We start from the raw sequence: 16704 nt of genomic DNA on the forward strand, positions 1-16704 counted from the left end.
ACCGAGCGGCCATATCCTGAGCCGATGACGGACCGTTGGCCGCCGGGCTACCGGCTTGTGCTGCGCAAGGAGGAGCTGGACGTTCCCGACCCGCAGGCCGGGTTCCTCCGGCTCACCAACGGGCTGCTCGACTGGGACCTGCACCGACGGGCGGGACTGCGCGTGGCCGCCGGAACACCCCGGGCAGCGCCGGGGGTGGAGATGGCCTCCGGAGTGGGACTGTGGCGGGTGCGTTACTACGCGCCGTGCCGGGTCATCTGGGCGTCGGAGGCGGTGCTGGACGACGGCGGCGCTCCGGTCCACGGGCAGCGCAGCGGTTTTGGCTACGGCACCCTGCCGGGACATCCCGAAAGTGGTGAAGAGGGTTTTTACGCCGAACTCGACGGGGACGGACGGCTGTTTTTCCGGATCGCCGCGTACAGCCGTCCGGGCAGCCGGCTGGTGCGTGCCGCCAACCCGGTGAATGTGCGGGTGCAGCGGTTTTACACCAACCGGTACTTCGCCGCCGCCTACGGCGTGGCGTCGGGGAGCTGATCCCGCCGGAGCGTGAACTTCAACGTCAGCTCGTTTTCCTGTTCAGGCATAAAACCGGCGCTCAGGAGCAGGGACTGGGAGGCGTCATTACCGGGTTCGGTATAGGCAATGATGGTCTCCACCTCGGGGCTGGCGAGGGCGAAGTGCGCCAGGGCCAGCAGCGCCTCCGTGGCATAGCCCTGCCCCTGGCAGGAGGGGACCACGTTGTAGGTGACTTCCACCGTGCCTTCATCGGGAACACCCTCAAAGCCAATGGTTCCCACCACCAAGGAGGTGGAGTTCTCCCGGAGGAGCCGGGTGCCGAACGTTTCCGCTGCGGGACCCAGCAGCCCGGCCTCGAAGAACTGGCGGGCGGCGTCGTAGTCCGTTGGCTGGGGGAAGTCTTCGGCCCAGTCAGGGCGGCGCGTCTGGATGATCAGGGCGTCGACTTCGGCCACGGTCATCAGGTCCAGCGACAGGCGCTGGGTAGGGATGCCGGTGCTGGCCGTCAGGTCCTCGGGGATTGTGCTCACGAGCTAATTCTGCACGTCTTTTCGGGATTTGTTTCATCCGGCGGATCGGGACGCGCCGGGCCCGGCACCGAATGGCACCGGACCCGCCTGGAGTACTAGCCGAAATGCTTCGGCAGGGTCCCTTCGTGCGCAGCCTTCAACTCATCCAGCGGCAGGACGAAGTTGCTCTGGAAGTCCAGGGCCCCGATCTCGGTGTCCACGACGCCGATCCGGCTGTGCGCGAAACCGCGCGCCGAACACATGTCCTTGAAGCGGACCTCCTCGCTCCGGGCCACCGCGACCACGGCACGGGCCTGGGACTCGGAGAACAGCAGGGTGAACAGGTCCACCCCATCGCGTTCGCACACCTCGCCCAGGCCGATCCGGGCACCCACACCGAAGCGCAGGGCCATCTCGGACAGCGCGGCGGCGAGGCCGCCTTCGGAAAGGTCGTGGGCTGCGTCGATCATGCCGTCGCGGGAGGCATTGACCAGCAGTTCCCCGAGCAGCTTCTCCGCCTGCAGGTCCACCTTTGGCGGCTGCCCGCCCAGGTGGCCGCGCAGGTTCGCGTACTCCGAACCGTCCAGCTCGTCCTGCGTGGTGCCCATCAGGTAGATGGCCTGGCCGTCCTGCCGCCAGCCCGACGGCGTGCGGCGCGCAACGTCGTCGAACACACCCAGGACGCCCACCACGGGGGTGGGATGGATGGCGACGCCGCCGGTCTGGTTGTACAGCGAAACGTTGCCGCCGGTGACGGGGACACCGAGTTCACGGCAGCCGTCGGCCAGTCCGCGGACGGACTCGGCGAACTGCCACATAACCTCGGGGTCCTCGGGGGAGCCGAAGTTCAGGCAGTCGGTGACCGCCAGCGGCTTCGCTCCGGCGGTGGAGACGTTGCGGTAGGACTCCGCCAGGGCCAGCTTTGCGCCCTCATACGGATTCAGGTAGGAGTAGCGGCCGTTGGCGTCGGTGGAAATGGCCACGCCCAGTCCGGTGGTTTCATCCACCCGGACCACACCGGCGTCGTCCGGCATCGCCAGGGCGGTGTTGCCCTGCACATAGCGGTCGTACTGGTTGGTGACCCAGGATTTGTCGCACATGTTCGGCGAGGCCATAAGCTCCAGGATTGCGTCCTTGACCGCGGCGCTGCCGAAGGGCCGCTCGGCGCTGAAGGAGTTGGACTGGATGCTGTCCTGCGCGGCCGGGCGGGCCATGGGCCGCTGGTACACCGGGCCCTCGTGGGCGACGGTGCGCGGATCCACGTCCACAATGGTTTCGCCGTCCCAGTCGATGATTAGCCGGCCGGTGCCGGTGACCTCGCCGAGCCAGGAGTACTCCACGTTCCACTTGTCCATGATCGCCTCGAACGCTTCAACGTTCTCCGGCGTCACCACGGCCATCATGCGTTCCTGGGATTCGGACATCAGGATCTCGCCCGGGGTCAGGGTGGGATCGCGCAGCAGCACATTGGTCAGTTCCACGTGCATGCCGCCGTCGCCGTTGGAGGCGAGCTCCGACGTCGCGCAGGAAATACCGGCCGCGCCCAGGTCCTGGATGCCCTCCACCACGGAGGATTTGAACAGTTCCAGGCAGCACTCGATGAGCACCTTTTCCGCGAACGGATCGCCTACCTGCACGGCGGGGCGCTTGGAGGGCTTGCTGTCATCGAAGGATTCGGAGGCCAGCACGGAGGCGCCGCCGATGCCGTCGCCGCCGGTGCGGGCCCCAAAAAGGACCACCTTGTTGCCGGTGCCGGACGCGTTGGCCAGCCGGATATCCTCGTGCCGCATCACGCCCACGGCCAGGGCGTTGACCAGCGGGTTGCCCTGGTAGACGGAATCGAAGACCAGTTCCCCGCCGATGTTCGGCAGCCCCAGGGAGTTGCCGTAGCCGCCGATGCCGGAGACGATGCCGTGCACCAGCCGGGCGGTGTCGGGGTGGTCGATGGCGCCGAAGCGCAGCGGATCCATCACCGCGACCGGGCGGGCACCCATGGAGATGATGTCGCGGACAATGCCGCCGACGCCGGTGGCAGCGCCCTGGTACGGCTCCACGAAGGAGGGGTGGTTGTGGGATTCGACCTTGAAGGTCACGGCCCAGCCCTCGCCGATGTCGACGACGCCGGCGTTTTCGCCGATGCCCACCAGCAGGTGTTCCTTCATCTTGTCGGTGACCTTCTCGCCGAACTGCTTTAGGTGCACCTTGGAGGACTTGTAGGAGCAGTGCTCGGACCACATCACCGAGTACATTGCCAGTTCCGCCGCGGTGGGGCGGCGGCCCAGGATTTCCCCTACCCGGCGGAATTCGTCTTCCTTCAGGCCGAGTTCGGCCCAGGGCAGCGGGGTATCCGGGGTGGCGGCGGCGTGCTCCACGGTGTCGATGTTGAACTTCTGTGCGGCGGGGGAAACGGTCATGACTGGCCTCCGGCAACGAGCGAATTGAGGACTGAGCTGAAGATCCGGAGCCCGTCGGTGCCGTAGCCCAGGCCCACTTCACCGTAGGCGGAGGAATCCGGGCCGAAGCCGGGTTCGACGGCGTGTTCGGGGTGGGGCATCAGCCCGACGACGTTCCCGGCAGCGTTGGAGATGCCGGCGATGCCGCGGCGGGACCCGTTGGGGTTTTCGCCGTCGTAGCGGAAGACCACCCGGCCTTCGCCTTCCAGCTCGTCCAGGGTCTTCTCGTCCGCAACGTACTGGCCGTCCTGGTTTTTCAGGGGAACAACCATTCCGGCGCCCTGCCCGTAGGCGTTCGTCCAGGCGGTGGTGTTGTTTTCCACGCGCAGCAGCTGGTCCGCGCAGGAGAATTTCAGGTGGTTGTTCTTGATCATGGAACCGGGCAGCAGGTGCGCCTCGGTGAGGATCTGGAAGCCGTTGCAGATGCCCAGCACGGGCATGCCGCCGGCGGCGGCGTCCACGATCTTTTCCATCAGCGGGGCGAAGCGGGCAATGGCTCCGGCACGGAGGTAATCCCCGTAGGAGAAGCCACCCGGAATGATCACGGCGTCCACGGACTGCAGGTTCGCTTCGGCATGCCAGAGCCCGACGGCGGTGCCGCCGGCGATGGTCACGGCACGGGCGGCGTCGCGGTCATCCAGGGTGCCCGGGAAGGTGATCACACCTACCCGCACCGCACGCAGTGCATCGTTTTCTGGGGCGACAGAGAAGTCGCCAATCAGGGGAGTACTCAAGATCAGGCCTCCGGGATTACTTCAACGCGGGTGACGTCCTCGATCACGGGATTGGACAGCAGGGTGGCTGCCGCCGTGCGCGCCTGTTCCAGGACTTCGGGGGTAACCTCCCCGTCCACGGTCAACTCGAACCGCTTGCCCTGGCGGACTCCGGCGAACCCGGTCAGTCCCAGGCGGGGCAGTGCCCCTGCAATGGCCTTGCCCTGCGGATCGAGGATTTCAGGCTTGGGCATAACATCAACAACGATCCGGGGCATCCGGCAGCTCCTCTAGACGAGATGGGTGGCCGCGGACCTTGCCGTCTCACGCTGATTCAGCGCTCCGCGAGCTTGCACTTGTCATTCTAGCGGCGTTACCTACGTTACGGTGACGGCTCCGGGCTAGGCCGGAATTGCCAGCTGGAAGCCGCAGGCGCAGCGGAGCACGGTGGTTTCCAGCTGCACCTCCACCGGCTCCTGCGGCATGGATTCCACGCTGATCGGTTCGAAGATGGAGAGCTGCCGGCTGTCCCGGGGCTGCATGGGTTCACCGCAGTGCATGTAGTCGGCGTCGTCGGTCTCGAGGATCCCGCGGGCCCAGAGATATTGGTCCTCAGGGCTTGCTTCAATAGACAATTTCTGTGCTTTCAGTTGGTCCGGAACTCCGTTGTCCGGAAGAATACTAAGCATGCTTATTCAATAATAGGCCATGAGGTGCAGGATCAGGTGCAGGTCGGGGCCGTTGTGTGAGCTGGGTTACCTCTGGTTAGAGTGGGGCCGTGAGACTCCTGCAGGCAAGCCCGGCCACGGTCCGCCGGCTAATGAACGTGTGGCCGCCCTTTGCCTTTACCGGCATCCGGATCACCCGGCTCGATCCGGACTATCTGCGGGTGTCCGTGCGGCTGCGGTCCTACTGGTGGAACAAGAATGTGGCCGGCGTGCATTTCGGGGGCTCCCTGTTCGCCATGACCGATCCGTTCTGGATGATGATGCTGCTCCACCACCTCGGCCGTGACCACGTTGTCTGGGACCGTGCAGCGGAGATTGATTTCCTGAAGCCGGGAAAGGGCGAGGTGCGGGCCGAGTTTGTCCTGGACCCGGCCGACGTCGAACGTTTGCGCAAGCAGGCCGAGGGCGGGGCGAAGGTCCTCGAATGGTTCTCGGTGGACGTGACCGACGGCAGCGGTGACGTGGTTGCTCGGATACGCAAGCAGGTGCATGTGCGGCGCAAGCGGGACCGGCCCGGTGTGCAGGAGCCCAGCGGAGCGGCGGCAGCTCATGAATAACGGTGCCAACCCGATCATCCCGGCCGCCGATACACTCCTGGTTTCCGGCATCACCGCAGCGCTGCCGGTAACTAGAGGGAGCCGTCCGCGGGGCCCAGCAGGGCGGTAAGCCGCTCCCACCGGGAAATCTCGCATCCGTCCGTGAGGGCAAAGGTGGTGTCCACCTGCTCGCCGTTCACCGTTCCCGTGACGTGTGCGCGCTGCATTCCGCGGATCTCCTGGGTGCACATGAGGTCCGCAGCCGGCTCGGCGAAGGCGTCACTGCCTTGTTCCGCAAGCAGGGCACAGGCAGCAACTGGGTCCGGCACATCGGAGCCTTCCCGTGGCTCGGCGCCGTCGCACTGCAGTGTCCAGGTGCCGCTCGGCGTCGTCCCGTCCGCACGGAAATCGATGGTCAGGGACACCGGGGCCCCGGCGTCACCGGCGGGCGGGGCGGAGGATCCGGACGGGGTAGGAGAGACGCCGGGCGTGGCCGATTCGCTGGGGGACTGCGGAGACTGCGGAGACGGGCCGCCGGAGTCGGCAGCGCAGGCTGCCAGCAGGACCGCGGTGCACAGCAGCAGCGGGATTACTACGGTTCCTCGAATGATGCGCACGACGCGGCCTCCATTGGTAGCGGAGCCACCAGCCTAGCCAACCCTGTCAAGCAGGGCCGGGGGAACCCGCGGCAGCCAGCTGCTCTCCAAAGGGTTCCAGCAGGCTTAGGATCCGGGCCCGCAACTGCTGCGATTCTTCGGTGAAGCCGCGCTGGGCGGCAACGTACTCTGCCCGGCCTGCCGGTGTCTCCACCGCGATGGGGGTGTACCCCCAGTCGGCCAGTTCATAGGGGGAGGCACGCATGTCCATTTCCCGGATGCGCCAGGAAAGTTCGAAGGTATCCATCACCAGCTCGCTGGGCAGCAGCGGGACCAGCTTGTACGCCCACTTGTACAGGTCCATATTGGCGTGCAGGCAGCCCGGCTGCTCCAGGTCCCGCTGGTTTTCGCGGGTCGGCGTGAGCTCGTTCAAGGGAGCTGCTTCCGGCGTGTAGAACCGGAACGCATCGAAGTGGGTGCAGCGGATGCGGCTGCGCTCCACCAGCTCGTCGGTGCCCGTGGCGCCGAGCCGGAGCTGGAGGTAGTCGTGCCGGATTCCGTTGTCCTCCGACTTGTAGGCCATGGCCCACTCATGCATGCCGAAGCAGCCCAGTACGGGTTTCCGCCCGGCGGTGCGGGAGAGCAGCATGGTGGTGAACCCCAGCGCGTCACCCCGCAGCGCCGCGAAGGCGTCCAGATCGACGGTGACGGCGGGCGTCCCGGCGTCGAGCCCCGCGGCTTCGCGTTCGGTGTCCGTCAGCGTCCGGTAGAACTTCCAGCCGACGCGCTCCATTGCTGCCGGACCGGACAGGACGACGCCGGCGCCAGGGTGCCAGCGCAGCAGCTGCCCGGGTTTCTGCGAGTAGTAGGTGAACAGGAAATCCTCCACCGGGTGCTTCCGGCCAGCGGAGCGCCGGGCGAGGAATCCTTCGGTGAACGGGCGGACGCGTGCTTCGTGCGCTGCCTGGCGGGGCAGCCATTGATCCTCGGTCAGGACAGCGGGGCGGGCGGGGGCAATCACCGTTCCATTATCCTGCCTCGCCGGGCGTCCGTCACCCGGTGCGCGGACCGGCTCACGGGCAGTGCCCGGGCCCCAGGGCAACGGACCAATCCTTAGTACGATGGGAGCGGCAATGCCCGTTGGAAAGGTGCAGCATGGTTGAGAAGGAAAGCTTCGTGTCCCGGTTCATGCGGACCACGGGCAAGGTGCGGCTGATCTTCGGACCGGCGCAGCAGGGGTCGCTGGACCATCCCATGACCGAGGAGAACAAGGCCCTGCTCAAGGTGCAGCAGGAGCAGGAGAAAGCCATGTGGGAAACGGTCACCCGCGCGGACGGCAGCAGCTACATCGTCTCCCGCGAGCGTCATTAGCCACTTCCTGGGCACCCATATGTGGCTGGTGCAGACCGCGTTCGTAGCGCTCGTCATCGTCGGACCCCTGCTGGGGGCGTGGCTGATACCCCGGGTGCGCGCGGCCCGCGTGCTGCTGAATCTGTACACGGCCGCCATCCTGCTGCTGACCCTGTTTCCCACTACCTACCGCACCGTGGATACGCGGTGCATGGTGGACGGCGGACTGGCGCGTCTGTTGGACCCGGAGCCGCTGGCCAACATCGTGCTCTTTGGTCCGCTGGTCCTGCTGGCCGGCATCGTAACCCGCAGGCCCCTGGCCATGTTCCTTGCCGGCGTGGCCTTGTCGGCATTGATCGAGGCGGTCCAGGCGTTCGTCCCCATGCTCGGCCGCAGCTGCACCGCCACAGACTGGCTGGCCAACAGTGCCGGCGCCCTGATGGGAGCCGTGCTGGCGGCAGCCGCCCTGTGGATCCACCGTGCCCGCAGCAGGCGGGTCCTGCCGGCGGATTCCCCGCTCCAGCCGGTTAGGCCGGAACCCTAGCGCCCGGTGCCGCCGTAGACCGTGGCCTCGCTGTCGCCGTCGAGCCCGAAGGCCGCATGCACCGCACGTACGGCGGTGTCCAGCAGCTTCGCGCTGGTGACCACGGAGATGCGGATCTCGGAGGTGGAGATCATGTCGATGTTCACCCCGGCGTGGTGCAGGGCCTCGAAGAAGCGGTGCGAGACGCCCGGGTTGGACCGCATGCCGGCGCCGATGAGGGAGAGCTTGCCGATCTGCTCGTCGTAGTCGATGCTGTCGAAGCCCACGGCTTCCTTGGCGGCGTTCAGCGCGTCGATGGCTTCCTTGCCGTCGATGATGGGCAGCGTGAAGGAGATGTCGGTCCGGCCGGACCCCTGCGTGGAGACGTTCTGCACGATCATGTCGATGTTGGAGTTGGCACCGGCCACGATGCCGAAGATCTCCGCGGCCTTGCCGGGGATATCCGGGACCCCCACCACGGTGACCTTGGCTTCGGAGCGGTCGTGGGCGACGCCGGAGATGATGGGCTGTTCCAAGGGTTCTCCCTTTTGAATCTTGATTTTGTCATCGGGACTGGGCAGCACCCAGGTTCCCTCGTGTGAGCTGAAGGACGAGCGGACATGCAGGGGAACACCGAACCGGCGGGCGTATTCCACGCAGCGCAGATGCAGGATCTTGGCGCCGGAGGCGGCCATTTCCAGCATTTCCTCGCTGGAGATCTTCTCGATTTTCTGGGCGCTTGAAACCACCCGGGGATCGGCGGTGTAGATGCCGTCCACGTCGGTGTAGATTTCGCAGACATCTGCGTCCAGGGCGGCGGCGAGGGCCACCGCCGTCGTGTCCGAGCCGCCGCGGCCGAGGGTGGTGATGTCGTGGCTGTCCTGGCTCACGCCCTGGAAACCGGCAACGATGGCGATGTCGCCCTTTTCGATGGCGGTCTTAATCCGGTGCGGGGACACATCGATGATCCGGGCCTTGCCGTGGATCGCATCGGTGATCATGCCGGCCTGGCTGCCGGTGAAGGACTGGGCGGAACCGCCGAGTTCATTGATGGCCATGGCCAGCAGCGCCATGGAAATACGTTCTCCGGCACTGAGCAGCATGTCCATTTCCCGGGCGTTGCTCAGCGTAGTGATCTGTCCCGCCAGATCCAGCAGCTCATCGGTGCTGTCACCCATGGCGGAAACCACCACGACGACTTCATTTCCGGCGGCATGGGTATCCACCACGCGGGTGGCCACGCGCTTGATGCCTTCGGCGTCTGCCACGGAGGAACCGCCGAACTTCTGCACTATCAGGCTCATGCGTACACTTTCTCAAGTTTCGTTGTGGTTGCTGGTGCCCGGCATCTTCGGCGCGGCAGGATCTTTCCCCCGGGAAAAACGGGCCGTAGTACCCACGACGTCCGTCCAGAAAGTCTATCGCCGCCGTCGTGAAGTCCCGAAATACGGGCACAAAGCGCGCTTAACCTGCTGTCTCCGGCGAGTCTGCGCGGGGCCGCAGTGCCAGCTGACCCTAGGGTGGGCGTCATGGGGAAGAGAGCCGACACCGGCACCGGCGTGGTCGCCGAAGGTATCAAGCGCAGCTTCGGAAGTGTCGAGGCGGTCCGCGGTATGAATTTCACGGCGCCCGCCGGTGAGGTCACGGCGCTGATCGGTCCGAACGGCTCCGGCAAAACCACGCTGCTGCTGATCCTGGCGTCTCTGCTGGCTCCCGACGCCGGCACGGTGCGGATCAACGGGTTCGACCCCTTGGCCAATCCGCAGGAGGTACGGGCCGGGATTGGCTGGATGCCGGACACGCTGGGCACCTGGGGATCCCTGACGGCCCGGGAAATCCTGGAAACCGTGGGTGCCTTCTACGGCATGGAGCAGACCGTGGCCTCGAACCGCGCTGCGGAGCTGCTCGAAACCGTCCACCTGACCGATTTTGCCGACAAACCTGCCCGCGTGTTTTCCCGCGGTCAGCAGCAGCGGCTGAGCCTGGCCCGCGCCTTGATCCATGACCCCTCCGTCCTGCTGCTGGACGAACCGGCGTCGGGGCTCGACCCCGGATCCCGCGTGGACCTGCGGGTGCTGCTGCGCCGGCTTGCCGCCGAAGGCAAAACGGTGGTGGTTTCTTCGCACGTGCTTTCGGAACTGGACGAAATGGCAGACGGCGCGGTGTTTGTTGCGCGGGGCGAAACCGTGAAGTCCCAGACGATGGCCGACGCCGGAGCCCAGGAACGCTGGTACACCATCCGGTCCCTGAACACCGGTTCCCTGCTGCGTCAGATCGACGCACTCGGCATCTCCTACCGCCAGCAGGGCGGCTCGGCCCGGCCCGAAGTACAGGTCCGGCTCGCCGGGGAGCCCGCGGCCGCGCAGCTGCTGCGCACACTGGTGGAGGCCGACGTCGCCGTGACCGCCTTCGCGCCCGCCGGCGGCGCCTTGGAAGAGACCTACATGAGTTTGGATGCTGATCGCCGATGAGTACGCAGATCCTCAACCCCGATACTCCGGTGCTTGGCTACTGGAGCGGGGTGCGCTCGGTCTTCTCCCTGGAGATGAAACAGCGGCTGCGCTCACGCAGCTGGTACGTCCTGCTGATTGTCTGGTTTGTGGTGATCGGCCTCGTGGCCACGCTGACCGCCTTGAGCTCGTCATCCAGCGCGGGACCACGCGGACCGGTACTTTACGAACTGATCCTTGGCTTCATCCTGTTCTTCGGGCTCCTGCTGGCGCCGGCCCTTTCGGCCAATGCCGTCAACGGCGACCGTGCCGCCGGCACACTGGCCATCCTTCAGGTCACCCTGCTGCGGCCCGGCCAGATCCTCGCCGGCAAATGGCTGGCTTCGTGGGTGGCGTCGCTGGGGTTCCTTGTAGCCAGCATCCCCTTCCTCCTGTGGGCGCTGGCCCTGGGCGGGGTTCGGCCGTTGTCGGCCGTGGTGGCACTGGTGATGCTGGGCGTGGAACTGGGAATTGTCTGCGCCGTGGGTGTGGGTGTTTCTGCGCTGGCCGCACGCCCGCTTTTCTCGATTGTGGTTACCTACATGCTGGTGGCGATGCTGGGGCTTGGCACGCTGATCACGTTCGGGCTGAGCACGTTCCTGACCGAGGGAAAGCTCCAGGCCACGGCCGCAAGCTATGCCAACACCGGCACGGGAATGGGGGAGGTTACCTGCACGGGTGAGCTGACGGAGATTACCGTTGCCCACACGGAACGCATTGCCTGGATCCTCGCCCCGAATCCCTTCGTCGTGGTGGCCGATTCCATTCCCGTCACGCCCCAGTCGGACGAGAACGGAACCAACCCCAGTGGAGTGATGGAAGGGATCAGCTACGTGGTGCGCCTGGCCCAGGCCGGACCGGAGTACACCACCGAATGCCTCAACGGGGAACCCCGGCAGGGCGGCAGCGAACCCGATGTGCCGCCCATCTGGCCGCTGGGACTCACCCTCCAGGCCGCGCTGGCCGCGCTGCTGGTTTTCCTGGGCAGGCGGAAACTGCGGACACCGGTCCGCAACCTGGCTGCGGGAACCCGGATCGCCTAGGCGCGTAACGTCTGGTTAGGACATGCTCCGGCGGCCCTCGAAGGCACGTCCAAGGGTGATCTCGTCCGCGTATTCCAGGTCTCCGCCCACCGGCAGGCCGGAGGCCAGGCGGGTGACCTTGATCCCGAGGGTCTTGAGCATCCGCACGAGGTAGGTTGCCGTGGCTTCGCCCTCGAGGTTCGGGTCGGTGGCGATGATAATTTCCGAGATCTGTTCGTCTGACAGCCGGCTGAGCAGTTCGCGGATGCGCAGCTGGTCCGGACCGATGCCCGCGATGGGGTTAATGGCCCCGCCCAGCACGTGGTAGCGGCCGCGGAAGGACCGGGTACGCTCCACCGCAATCACGTCCTTGGATTCTTCGACCACGCAGATCATGGTCGGATCCCGCCTCGGGTCGCGGCAGATGGTGCAGGTTTCCTGCTCCGTGACGTTGCCGCAGACACTGCAGAACTTCACCCGGTCCTTGACCGTGACGATGGCTGTGGCCAGCTTCTTCATGTCATCGGGATCGGACTCGAGGATATGGAACGCGATGCGCTGGGCGGACTTTGGACCGACGCCGGGAAGACGGCCTAGTTCATCGATGAGTTCCTGAACCGCACCTTCGTACACGTAACCTTCTCTGCTGGGTTGAACTTAAGTAGTTGCTGGTGGCAACCAGTGGGAGCCGACGGCGGTCAGCGGCCGTCCAGGCTGCGTTCCTCGATCAGGCGGCCGCCCAGAATCCGTTCGATCGCCTTCCGCCCCACCATGCCGGAGTCTTCAAGCGTGATGTCATCCGCGCTGGGAACATCTTCGACGTATGTCGAGTCTACTGGCCGGCCACCGCGGACGGGGGCGTTGCCGCCGCACTGGGCAGCTTCGTTGAGCAGCTTTTGGTAGCGGCTCAACGGCTGGTTCGGCTTACCGCCGGGAGCTGCAGGGCTGGCTGCTGCCGGGGGAGCGGCCGTCACCGCCGGTGCTGCCGCCGGGCCGCTGGACTTAGCCGGTACGGCCGTGGTGCCGGGCTTGCTGGTCCGGTCGGTTAGGCCGGTGGGCGACGCCGACGCCGGTACACCGGTTCCGGGACCACGTGTGCCTGCTGCCGGTACGGGCTGTGAGGCCGGGGCGGCGTTGCCAGCTGCTGGCCGGGTGGTGGATCCGGTACCGGCCCAGTCGGTGCTGGCCCACTCGGAGTCCGAAAGATGCCCACCGGAGTAAACGTCCACAGGCGCCTCGGCGGTTTCCCAGGCATTGCTTTCCGGAGCGTCGTTGAACGGGTCGCTGGGTTCGTCCGGCCAGGGCTCGTCGGAGGCACGGTTGCCGCCGGACCGCCCTGCAGCCCGTCCACCGGCGGCGGTGCCGGCCTTTCCGCTCCTGCCGGAGTTGCTTCGGCTGGTGTTTCCCTGCCCGCCTGACGGGCTCGCACCGGAAGGAGACCCGCCGGAGGGAGTGTCAGTTCCGGCGTTCGCGTTTCCGGCGCGGCGCCGCAGGGCAGCCGTGGCTGCATTGACCGGGGCGGCGTTCGCCGGAGCGGCTGCTGCCGGTCCGGGGACATGCGCGGCTGATGCCACCGGTCCGGCGGGGGACGGAGCTTCGTTCGGGCCAACAGCTGCTGGCCAGGCCACCGGCGCGGCAGAAGGCTTCGCTGATGAAACCTCTGTGGCCGCAGCCTGCGGCTGCTGAGCCACAGCAGGTGCCTGATCCGCAGGTGCCGTGCCACTGTTGTTGTCCGCTGACCCCTGAGCGGGGTGCTCCGGCTGGGCCGGAGCAGGTGCCGTGCCACTCTTGTCCGCTGACCCCGGGACCGATCCCTCGACGCGTTCCTGGGGAGCTGGAGCCTGCACCGCCGGTGATGCCTGTACTACCGGCGGTTTTGCGGCCGGTGCGGATGCCGGCGGTCGCCGGCTATCGGCTTTTGGGCCCGACTCACCCGCTGACGCCGAGCTGTCATGGATCGGTTTGATCTGGCAGTCCAGCGCCAGGACCTGATGGATTGCCTTGCGCAGGTTCTCCAAGTGGTCGGGGCGGTTGAAGTTGGTGGCAGCGCCGGGATTGGTGAAGGCCAGTTCGAGCACCTTGCCGTCGAAGGCGCGGGGGCTTGAGTTCTTGCTGACGTTCAGCCAGGTGGCACGGCGGATGCTGGTGAGCGCGTCCATGATTTCCGGCCAGGCCCGGCGGATCATTTCGATCTGCCCGGCGCCAGCGGCGGGAGCACCGGTAGGTGCCTGCCGGGTAGCGTCCTGCTGCTGCGGCTGGCTTTGCTGTACCGGGGTGGTGCTGGTGGATTCGGCGGGTGCCGGGGTTGCCGCCGGCGCTTCGGCCGGTGCGGCTCCGGCCGGAGCCGCATCGGGCCGGGAGCCGTTGGAACCCTCTGCGGGCCGGGAGCCGTTGGAACCCTGCGCTGCTGCCTGGGTGGACGCAGCAGCTGATTCCGGCGCCTGCGCCGGGGTGGCCCAGGTGCCTCCCCAGTCCAGGGAACTTCCGGCAGGCTTGTTGTCCCCGCGTCCTGCCTCCGGGGCAGTGGGGCTGTTGGCTGCGGCTGCGTCCGGCGTGGGAGTTGCCGCGAAATCGATGCCCCGAGGTGAGGACGGAGCCTCATCCACGGCGGGCGCTGAAGCAGCGGACTGCGACGCCGTAGGTGCAGCTGCGGGAATGGTGTTCACCGGAGACGCAGCTGCGGCCGCGCGGCCCATCGCTTCGGTGGGATCGCCTGCATAGCTGAGGCGGCGCTCGAGGCGGTCCACCCGGGCGGCGGTTCCACGTTCGGCCTGGTCTGCGGCAGGAAGCAGGATCCGGGCGCAGAGCAGTTCCAGGTGCAGGCGCGGTGACGTGGCGCCGGTCATTTCGGTCAACGCCGTATTGGTGATGTCTGCTGCGCGGGAGAGTTCGCTGCCGCCCAGCTGAGTGGCCTGGGTCTGCATCCGGCTGATCTGGTCCTCCGGCAGCCCGCGGAGAACGGTGGCTGCACTGTCCGGCATGGCGTTGACGATGATCAGGTCGCGGAAGCGTTCCAGCAGGTCCTCGACGAACCTGCGCGGGTCCTGGCCGGTCTGGATGACGCGGTCCACGGCGCGGAACACCGTACCCGCGTCTGCGGCGGCAACTGCGTCGACGACGTCGTCGAGCAGGGACACGGGGGTGTAACCCAGAAGCGAGACGGCCAGTTCGTAGTCCAGTCCGTCGGGGCCGGCGCCAGCCATGAGCTGGTCAAGGACGGAGAGGGTGTCGCGCACGGATCCGCCGCCGGCCCGGATCACGAGGGAGAGGACGCCGGGGGCCACACTGACGTTTTCCTGGGTGCACAGCTTTTCCAGGTACGCCAGCAGCGGTTCCGGCGGAACCAGCCGGAACGGATAGTGGTGGGTGCGGGACCGGATGGTTCCAATGACCTTGTCCGGCTCCGTGGTGGCGAAGATGAACTTGATGTGTTCCGGGGGTTCTTCGACGATCTTCAGGAGCGCGTTGAAGCCCGCGGACGTGACCATGTGGGCCTCGTCGATGATGAAGATCTTGTAGCGGTCCCGGACCGGGGCGAAGGTGGCGCGCTCCCGGAGATCCCGGGCGTCGTCGACGCCACCGTGGCTGGCCGCGTCAATCTCGATGACGTCGAGGCTTCCGGAACCGTCACGGGCCAGCTCAACGCAGCTGTCGCACTTGCCGCAGGGTACGGGCGTGGGACCTTCAGCGCAGTTCAGGCAGCGGGCCAGAATGCGGGCGGAGGTGGTTTTACCGCAGCCGCGGGGGCCGGAGAAGAGGTACGCGTGGTTCACGCGGTTCTTCTGCAGGGCCGCCATCAGCGGCTCAGTGACGTGCTCTTGGCCGATCACGTCTGCGAAACTCTCGGGACGGTAGCGGCGGTAAAGGGCTGTACTCACAGATAGAAGCCTATCGGTCGGCACTGACGGTTTTTCCTCCGGCAGCAGGCACGGTGGAAGAACCACTTCCTCAAAAAATTAAAGACCCCCCATGCACCTGCCAGAGCCCGCTTACCCTTGCTACCTTCCGGTCCTGGGGGAGTTCACAGGATGACACCACATGAGGGGCCGCGAACCAGTCTACCCGATTTTTGGGGTGCTTTTGCGGGGCCCGGAAGCAGCGGGTTTTTCCGCCCTTATATAGCGGTACATGTCACGCCAGGCGGTGCCCACTTTCTGCCATGCCGGCAGCAGGGCGTCCCGCTGGTAGCCGGCCTTTTCCGCAGTGCGCCACGACCCCTCGTTCCACGGCTCTATATACAGGTCGATGCGGGGCATCTGCTGGACCGTCATCGCCCAGTCGGTCAGCACGGCCAGTGCGGCGCCGGCATATCCGCGTTTCCGGTGGTCCGGGCCGACCCAGTAGCCGATGGTGTCCGGGTTTCCGGTGCGGCGGGAGGACTGCCCCGGCCAGAGTCCGATTTGGCCGACGGCGGTGCCGGTGGCCTCATCCGCAATGGCGAAGGACCAACCGGCTCCACTCGAGGCCCGGTGGTGCTGGCGTTCGATGAAGGCGAGGGCTTCCTCCCGGCCGCCGGTGGACGGCACGCTGGTAATCAGGGGAATCAAGGGATCCGTTGAGGCTGACTGCACCAGGGCGACGTCGTCTGCCGTAAAGGCGCGGACGGTTACCCGGGGACCGGGGGAGTGCTCGTCGGCTTGAACGGCCGAGACTCCAGTGAGTACTGGGAGCACTAGAGGCCCGGTGATCCGTTGAATCCTGCTTCCCGGCGACATGCGTTCCTTTCGGATTCGGTGGGCTGCCCGGCCAGGCTGTTTCCCAGTATGCAGGCAGCTGCCAGGTCTGCACTTGACGGTGAGCGCTGGCAGGGGGGTTGCACGGGTCGCCATCGAGGGGGTGCCACCAGCGGTTTGTCGCCGCCGGGAGAGGGTCGACAGGGTGCTCAATGAGGCACGCCGGCACCGTCCGGGAGCCGATTTGCAGGCGGGTGGATTCGTGTGTAAAGTTTTAGAAGTCGCCGCGGCCGGGACGCTGGAAAAGCGCCCGAGCATGGCGGCCAAACCCCATCACAAAACAGAGTCCAACCAGTGCGCCCTTCACGGGGCAGGTGGAAAAGACTCCGGTAAGTGCTGGGTCCGGAACGGCGGAAACGCTTTTCACGGTGGTCCGGATCACGGATACCGCGAATTGCGGAAAACGCCGGAATGGAATAAGATATATAAACATTGCAGCGAAGAAGAAAAGGAAAACATTTGTTTTCCCGAGTATTTTCGGATTGCGTCTGTTGTTTGAGAACTCAATAGTGTGCCAAGTTTATTGATACCAATTT

18 protein-coding genes and 1 other RNA gene are annotated in these 16704 nt (G+C 66.3%); 7 read left to right on the forward strand and 12 right to left on the reverse strand.

Annotated elements, in window-relative coordinates:
* Positions 1-24: 24 nt before the first annotated feature.
* Positions 25-534: a DUF1990 domain-containing protein gene (locus QNO10_RS00950; protein WP_229945490.1), complete on the forward strand. Its 510-nt coding sequence runs from the start codon at positions 25-27 to the stop codon at positions 532-534.
* Here QNO10_RS00950 and QNO10_RS00955 read toward each other — a convergent pair.
* The 5 genes from QNO10_RS00955 to QNO10_RS00975 form a co-directional block, all read right to left on the reverse strand.
* Positions 510-1046 carry a GNAT family N-acetyltransferase gene (locus tag QNO10_RS00955; protein WP_229945487.1) on the reverse strand — a complete coding sequence of 179 codons (537 nt, stop codon included), beginning with the start codon at positions 1044-1046 and terminating at the stop codon, positions 510-512. The genes QNO10_RS00950 and QNO10_RS00955 overlap by 25 nt on opposite strands.
* A gap of 95 nt (positions 1047-1141) precedes the next feature.
* The gene (gene purL / locus QNO10_RS00960; protein WP_229945486.1) at positions 1142-3439 is read right to left on the reverse strand and encodes a phosphoribosylformylglycinamidine synthase subunit PurL; all 2298 of its coding nucleotides are present in this window, start codon (positions 3437-3439) and stop codon (positions 1142-1144) included.
* Complete coding sequence (gene purQ / locus QNO10_RS00965; RefSeq protein ID WP_442860217.1) at positions 3436-4215, reverse strand: phosphoribosylformylglycinamidine synthase subunit PurQ; 780 nt, start codon at positions 4213-4215, stop codon at positions 3436-3438. The genes purL and purQ overlap by 4 nt, the downstream gene beginning before the upstream one ends.
* The gene (gene purS / locus QNO10_RS00970) at positions 4215-4469 is read right to left on the reverse strand and encodes a phosphoribosylformylglycinamidine synthase subunit PurS (protein WP_229945483.1); all 255 of its coding nucleotides are present in this window, start codon (positions 4467-4469) and stop codon (positions 4215-4217) included. The genes purQ and purS overlap by 1 nt, the downstream gene beginning before the upstream one ends.
* A 123-nt stretch (positions 4470-4592) precedes the next feature.
* Positions 4593-4826 (reverse strand): hypothetical protein, encoded by a 234-nt coding sequence (locus QNO10_RS00975; protein ID WP_229945481.1) that lies wholly within the window; start codon positions 4824-4826, stop codon positions 4593-4595.
* A 143-nt stretch (positions 4827-4969) separates the two neighbouring features.
* Between QNO10_RS00975 and QNO10_RS00980 the strand changes: the two genes are divergently transcribed.
* Positions 4970-5476: a DUF4442 domain-containing protein gene (locus QNO10_RS00980; protein ID WP_229945478.1), complete on the forward strand. Its 507-nt coding sequence runs from the start codon at positions 4970-4972 to the stop codon at positions 5474-5476.
* A 71-nt stretch (positions 5477-5547) separates the two neighbouring features.
* Here QNO10_RS00980 and QNO10_RS00985 read toward each other — a convergent pair whose 3' ends face one another.
* Both QNO10_RS00985 and QNO10_RS00990 read right to left on the reverse strand, forming a co-directional pair.
* Positions 5548-6072: a hypothetical protein gene (locus QNO10_RS00985; RefSeq protein ID WP_229945477.1), complete on the reverse strand. Its 525-nt coding sequence runs from the start codon at positions 6070-6072 to the stop codon at positions 5548-5550.
* Positions 6073-6118: 46 nt separating this feature from the next.
* Positions 6119-7069, reverse strand: coding sequence for a 3-methyladenine DNA glycosylase (locus QNO10_RS00990; protein WP_229946592.1), 951 nt, complete (start codon positions 7067-7069; stop codon positions 6119-6121).
* 137 nt (positions 7070-7206) lie between these two features.
* Here QNO10_RS00990 and QNO10_RS00995 point away from each other — a divergent pair, with 137 nt between their 5' ends.
* Together QNO10_RS00995 and QNO10_RS01000 are read left to right on the forward strand one after the other, a co-directional pair.
* Positions 7207-7422 (forward strand): hypothetical protein, encoded by a 216-nt coding sequence (locus QNO10_RS00995; RefSeq protein ID WP_229945474.1) that lies wholly within the window; start codon positions 7207-7209, stop codon positions 7420-7422.
* Positions 7423-7441: 19 nt separating this feature from the next.
* A complete protein-coding gene (locus tag QNO10_RS01000; protein WP_229945471.1) occupies positions 7442-7945 on the forward strand; it encodes a VanZ family protein in 504 nt (167 codons plus the stop codon).
* Here QNO10_RS01000 and QNO10_RS01005 read toward each other — a convergent pair.
* Complete coding sequence (locus tag QNO10_RS01005) at positions 7942-9228, reverse strand: aspartate kinase (RefSeq protein WP_229945469.1); 1287 nt, start codon at positions 9226-9228, stop codon at positions 7942-7944. The two genes, QNO10_RS01000 and QNO10_RS01005, sit on opposite strands and share 4 nt — an antisense overlap.
* 225 nt (positions 9229-9453) lie before the next feature.
* Between QNO10_RS01005 and QNO10_RS01010 the strand changes: the two genes are divergently transcribed.
* A complete protein-coding gene (locus QNO10_RS01010; protein ID WP_229945467.1) occupies positions 9454-10395 on the forward strand; it encodes an ABC transporter ATP-binding protein in 942 nt (313 codons plus the stop codon).
* Entirely contained in the window at positions 10392-11456 is a 1065-nt protein-coding gene (locus QNO10_RS01015) for an ABC transporter permease (RefSeq protein WP_229945465.1), read from the forward strand. The genes QNO10_RS01010 and QNO10_RS01015 overlap by 4 nt, the downstream gene beginning before the upstream one ends.
* A gap of 15 nt (positions 11457-11471) precedes the next feature.
* Here the strand turns inward: QNO10_RS01015 and recR are convergent, their stop codons facing one another.
* From recR to QNO10_RS01035, 4 genes are all read right to left on the reverse strand, one after another.
* Complete coding sequence (gene recR, locus QNO10_RS01020; protein ID WP_227920863.1) at positions 11472-12068, reverse strand: recombination mediator RecR; 597 nt, start codon at positions 12066-12068, stop codon at positions 11472-11474.
* Positions 12069-12133: 65 nt separating this feature from the next.
* On the reverse strand, positions 12134-15313 hold the full coding sequence (locus QNO10_RS01025; protein WP_229945464.1) for a DNA polymerase III subunit gamma and tau: 3180 nt from the start codon (positions 15311-15313) through the stop codon (positions 12134-12136).
* Between the two features lie 77 nt (positions 15314-15390).
* Positions 15391-15486: signal recognition particle sRNA small type (gene ffs, locus QNO10_RS01030), an RNA gene on the reverse strand.
* 7 nt (positions 15487-15493) lie between these two features.
* The gene (locus tag QNO10_RS01035; protein ID WP_229945462.1) at positions 15494-16108 is read right to left on the reverse strand and encodes a GNAT family N-acetyltransferase; all 615 of its coding nucleotides are present in this window, start codon (positions 16106-16108) and stop codon (positions 15494-15496) included.
* A gap of 205 nt (positions 16109-16313) precedes the next feature.
* On the opposite strand from QNO10_RS01035, the gene QNO10_RS01040 reads away from it, so the two are divergent.
* On the forward strand, positions 16314-16667 hold the full coding sequence (locus tag QNO10_RS01040) for a hypothetical protein (RefSeq protein WP_229945459.1): 354 nt from the start codon (positions 16314-16316) through the stop codon (positions 16665-16667).
* Positions 16668-16704 lie beyond the last annotated feature (37 nt).

Origin of the sequence: Arthrobacter sp. zg-Y919 (assembly GCF_030142045.1) — a bacterium.
Lineage (GTDB): Bacteria > Actinomycetota > Actinomycetes > Actinomycetales > Micrococcaceae > Arthrobacter_B.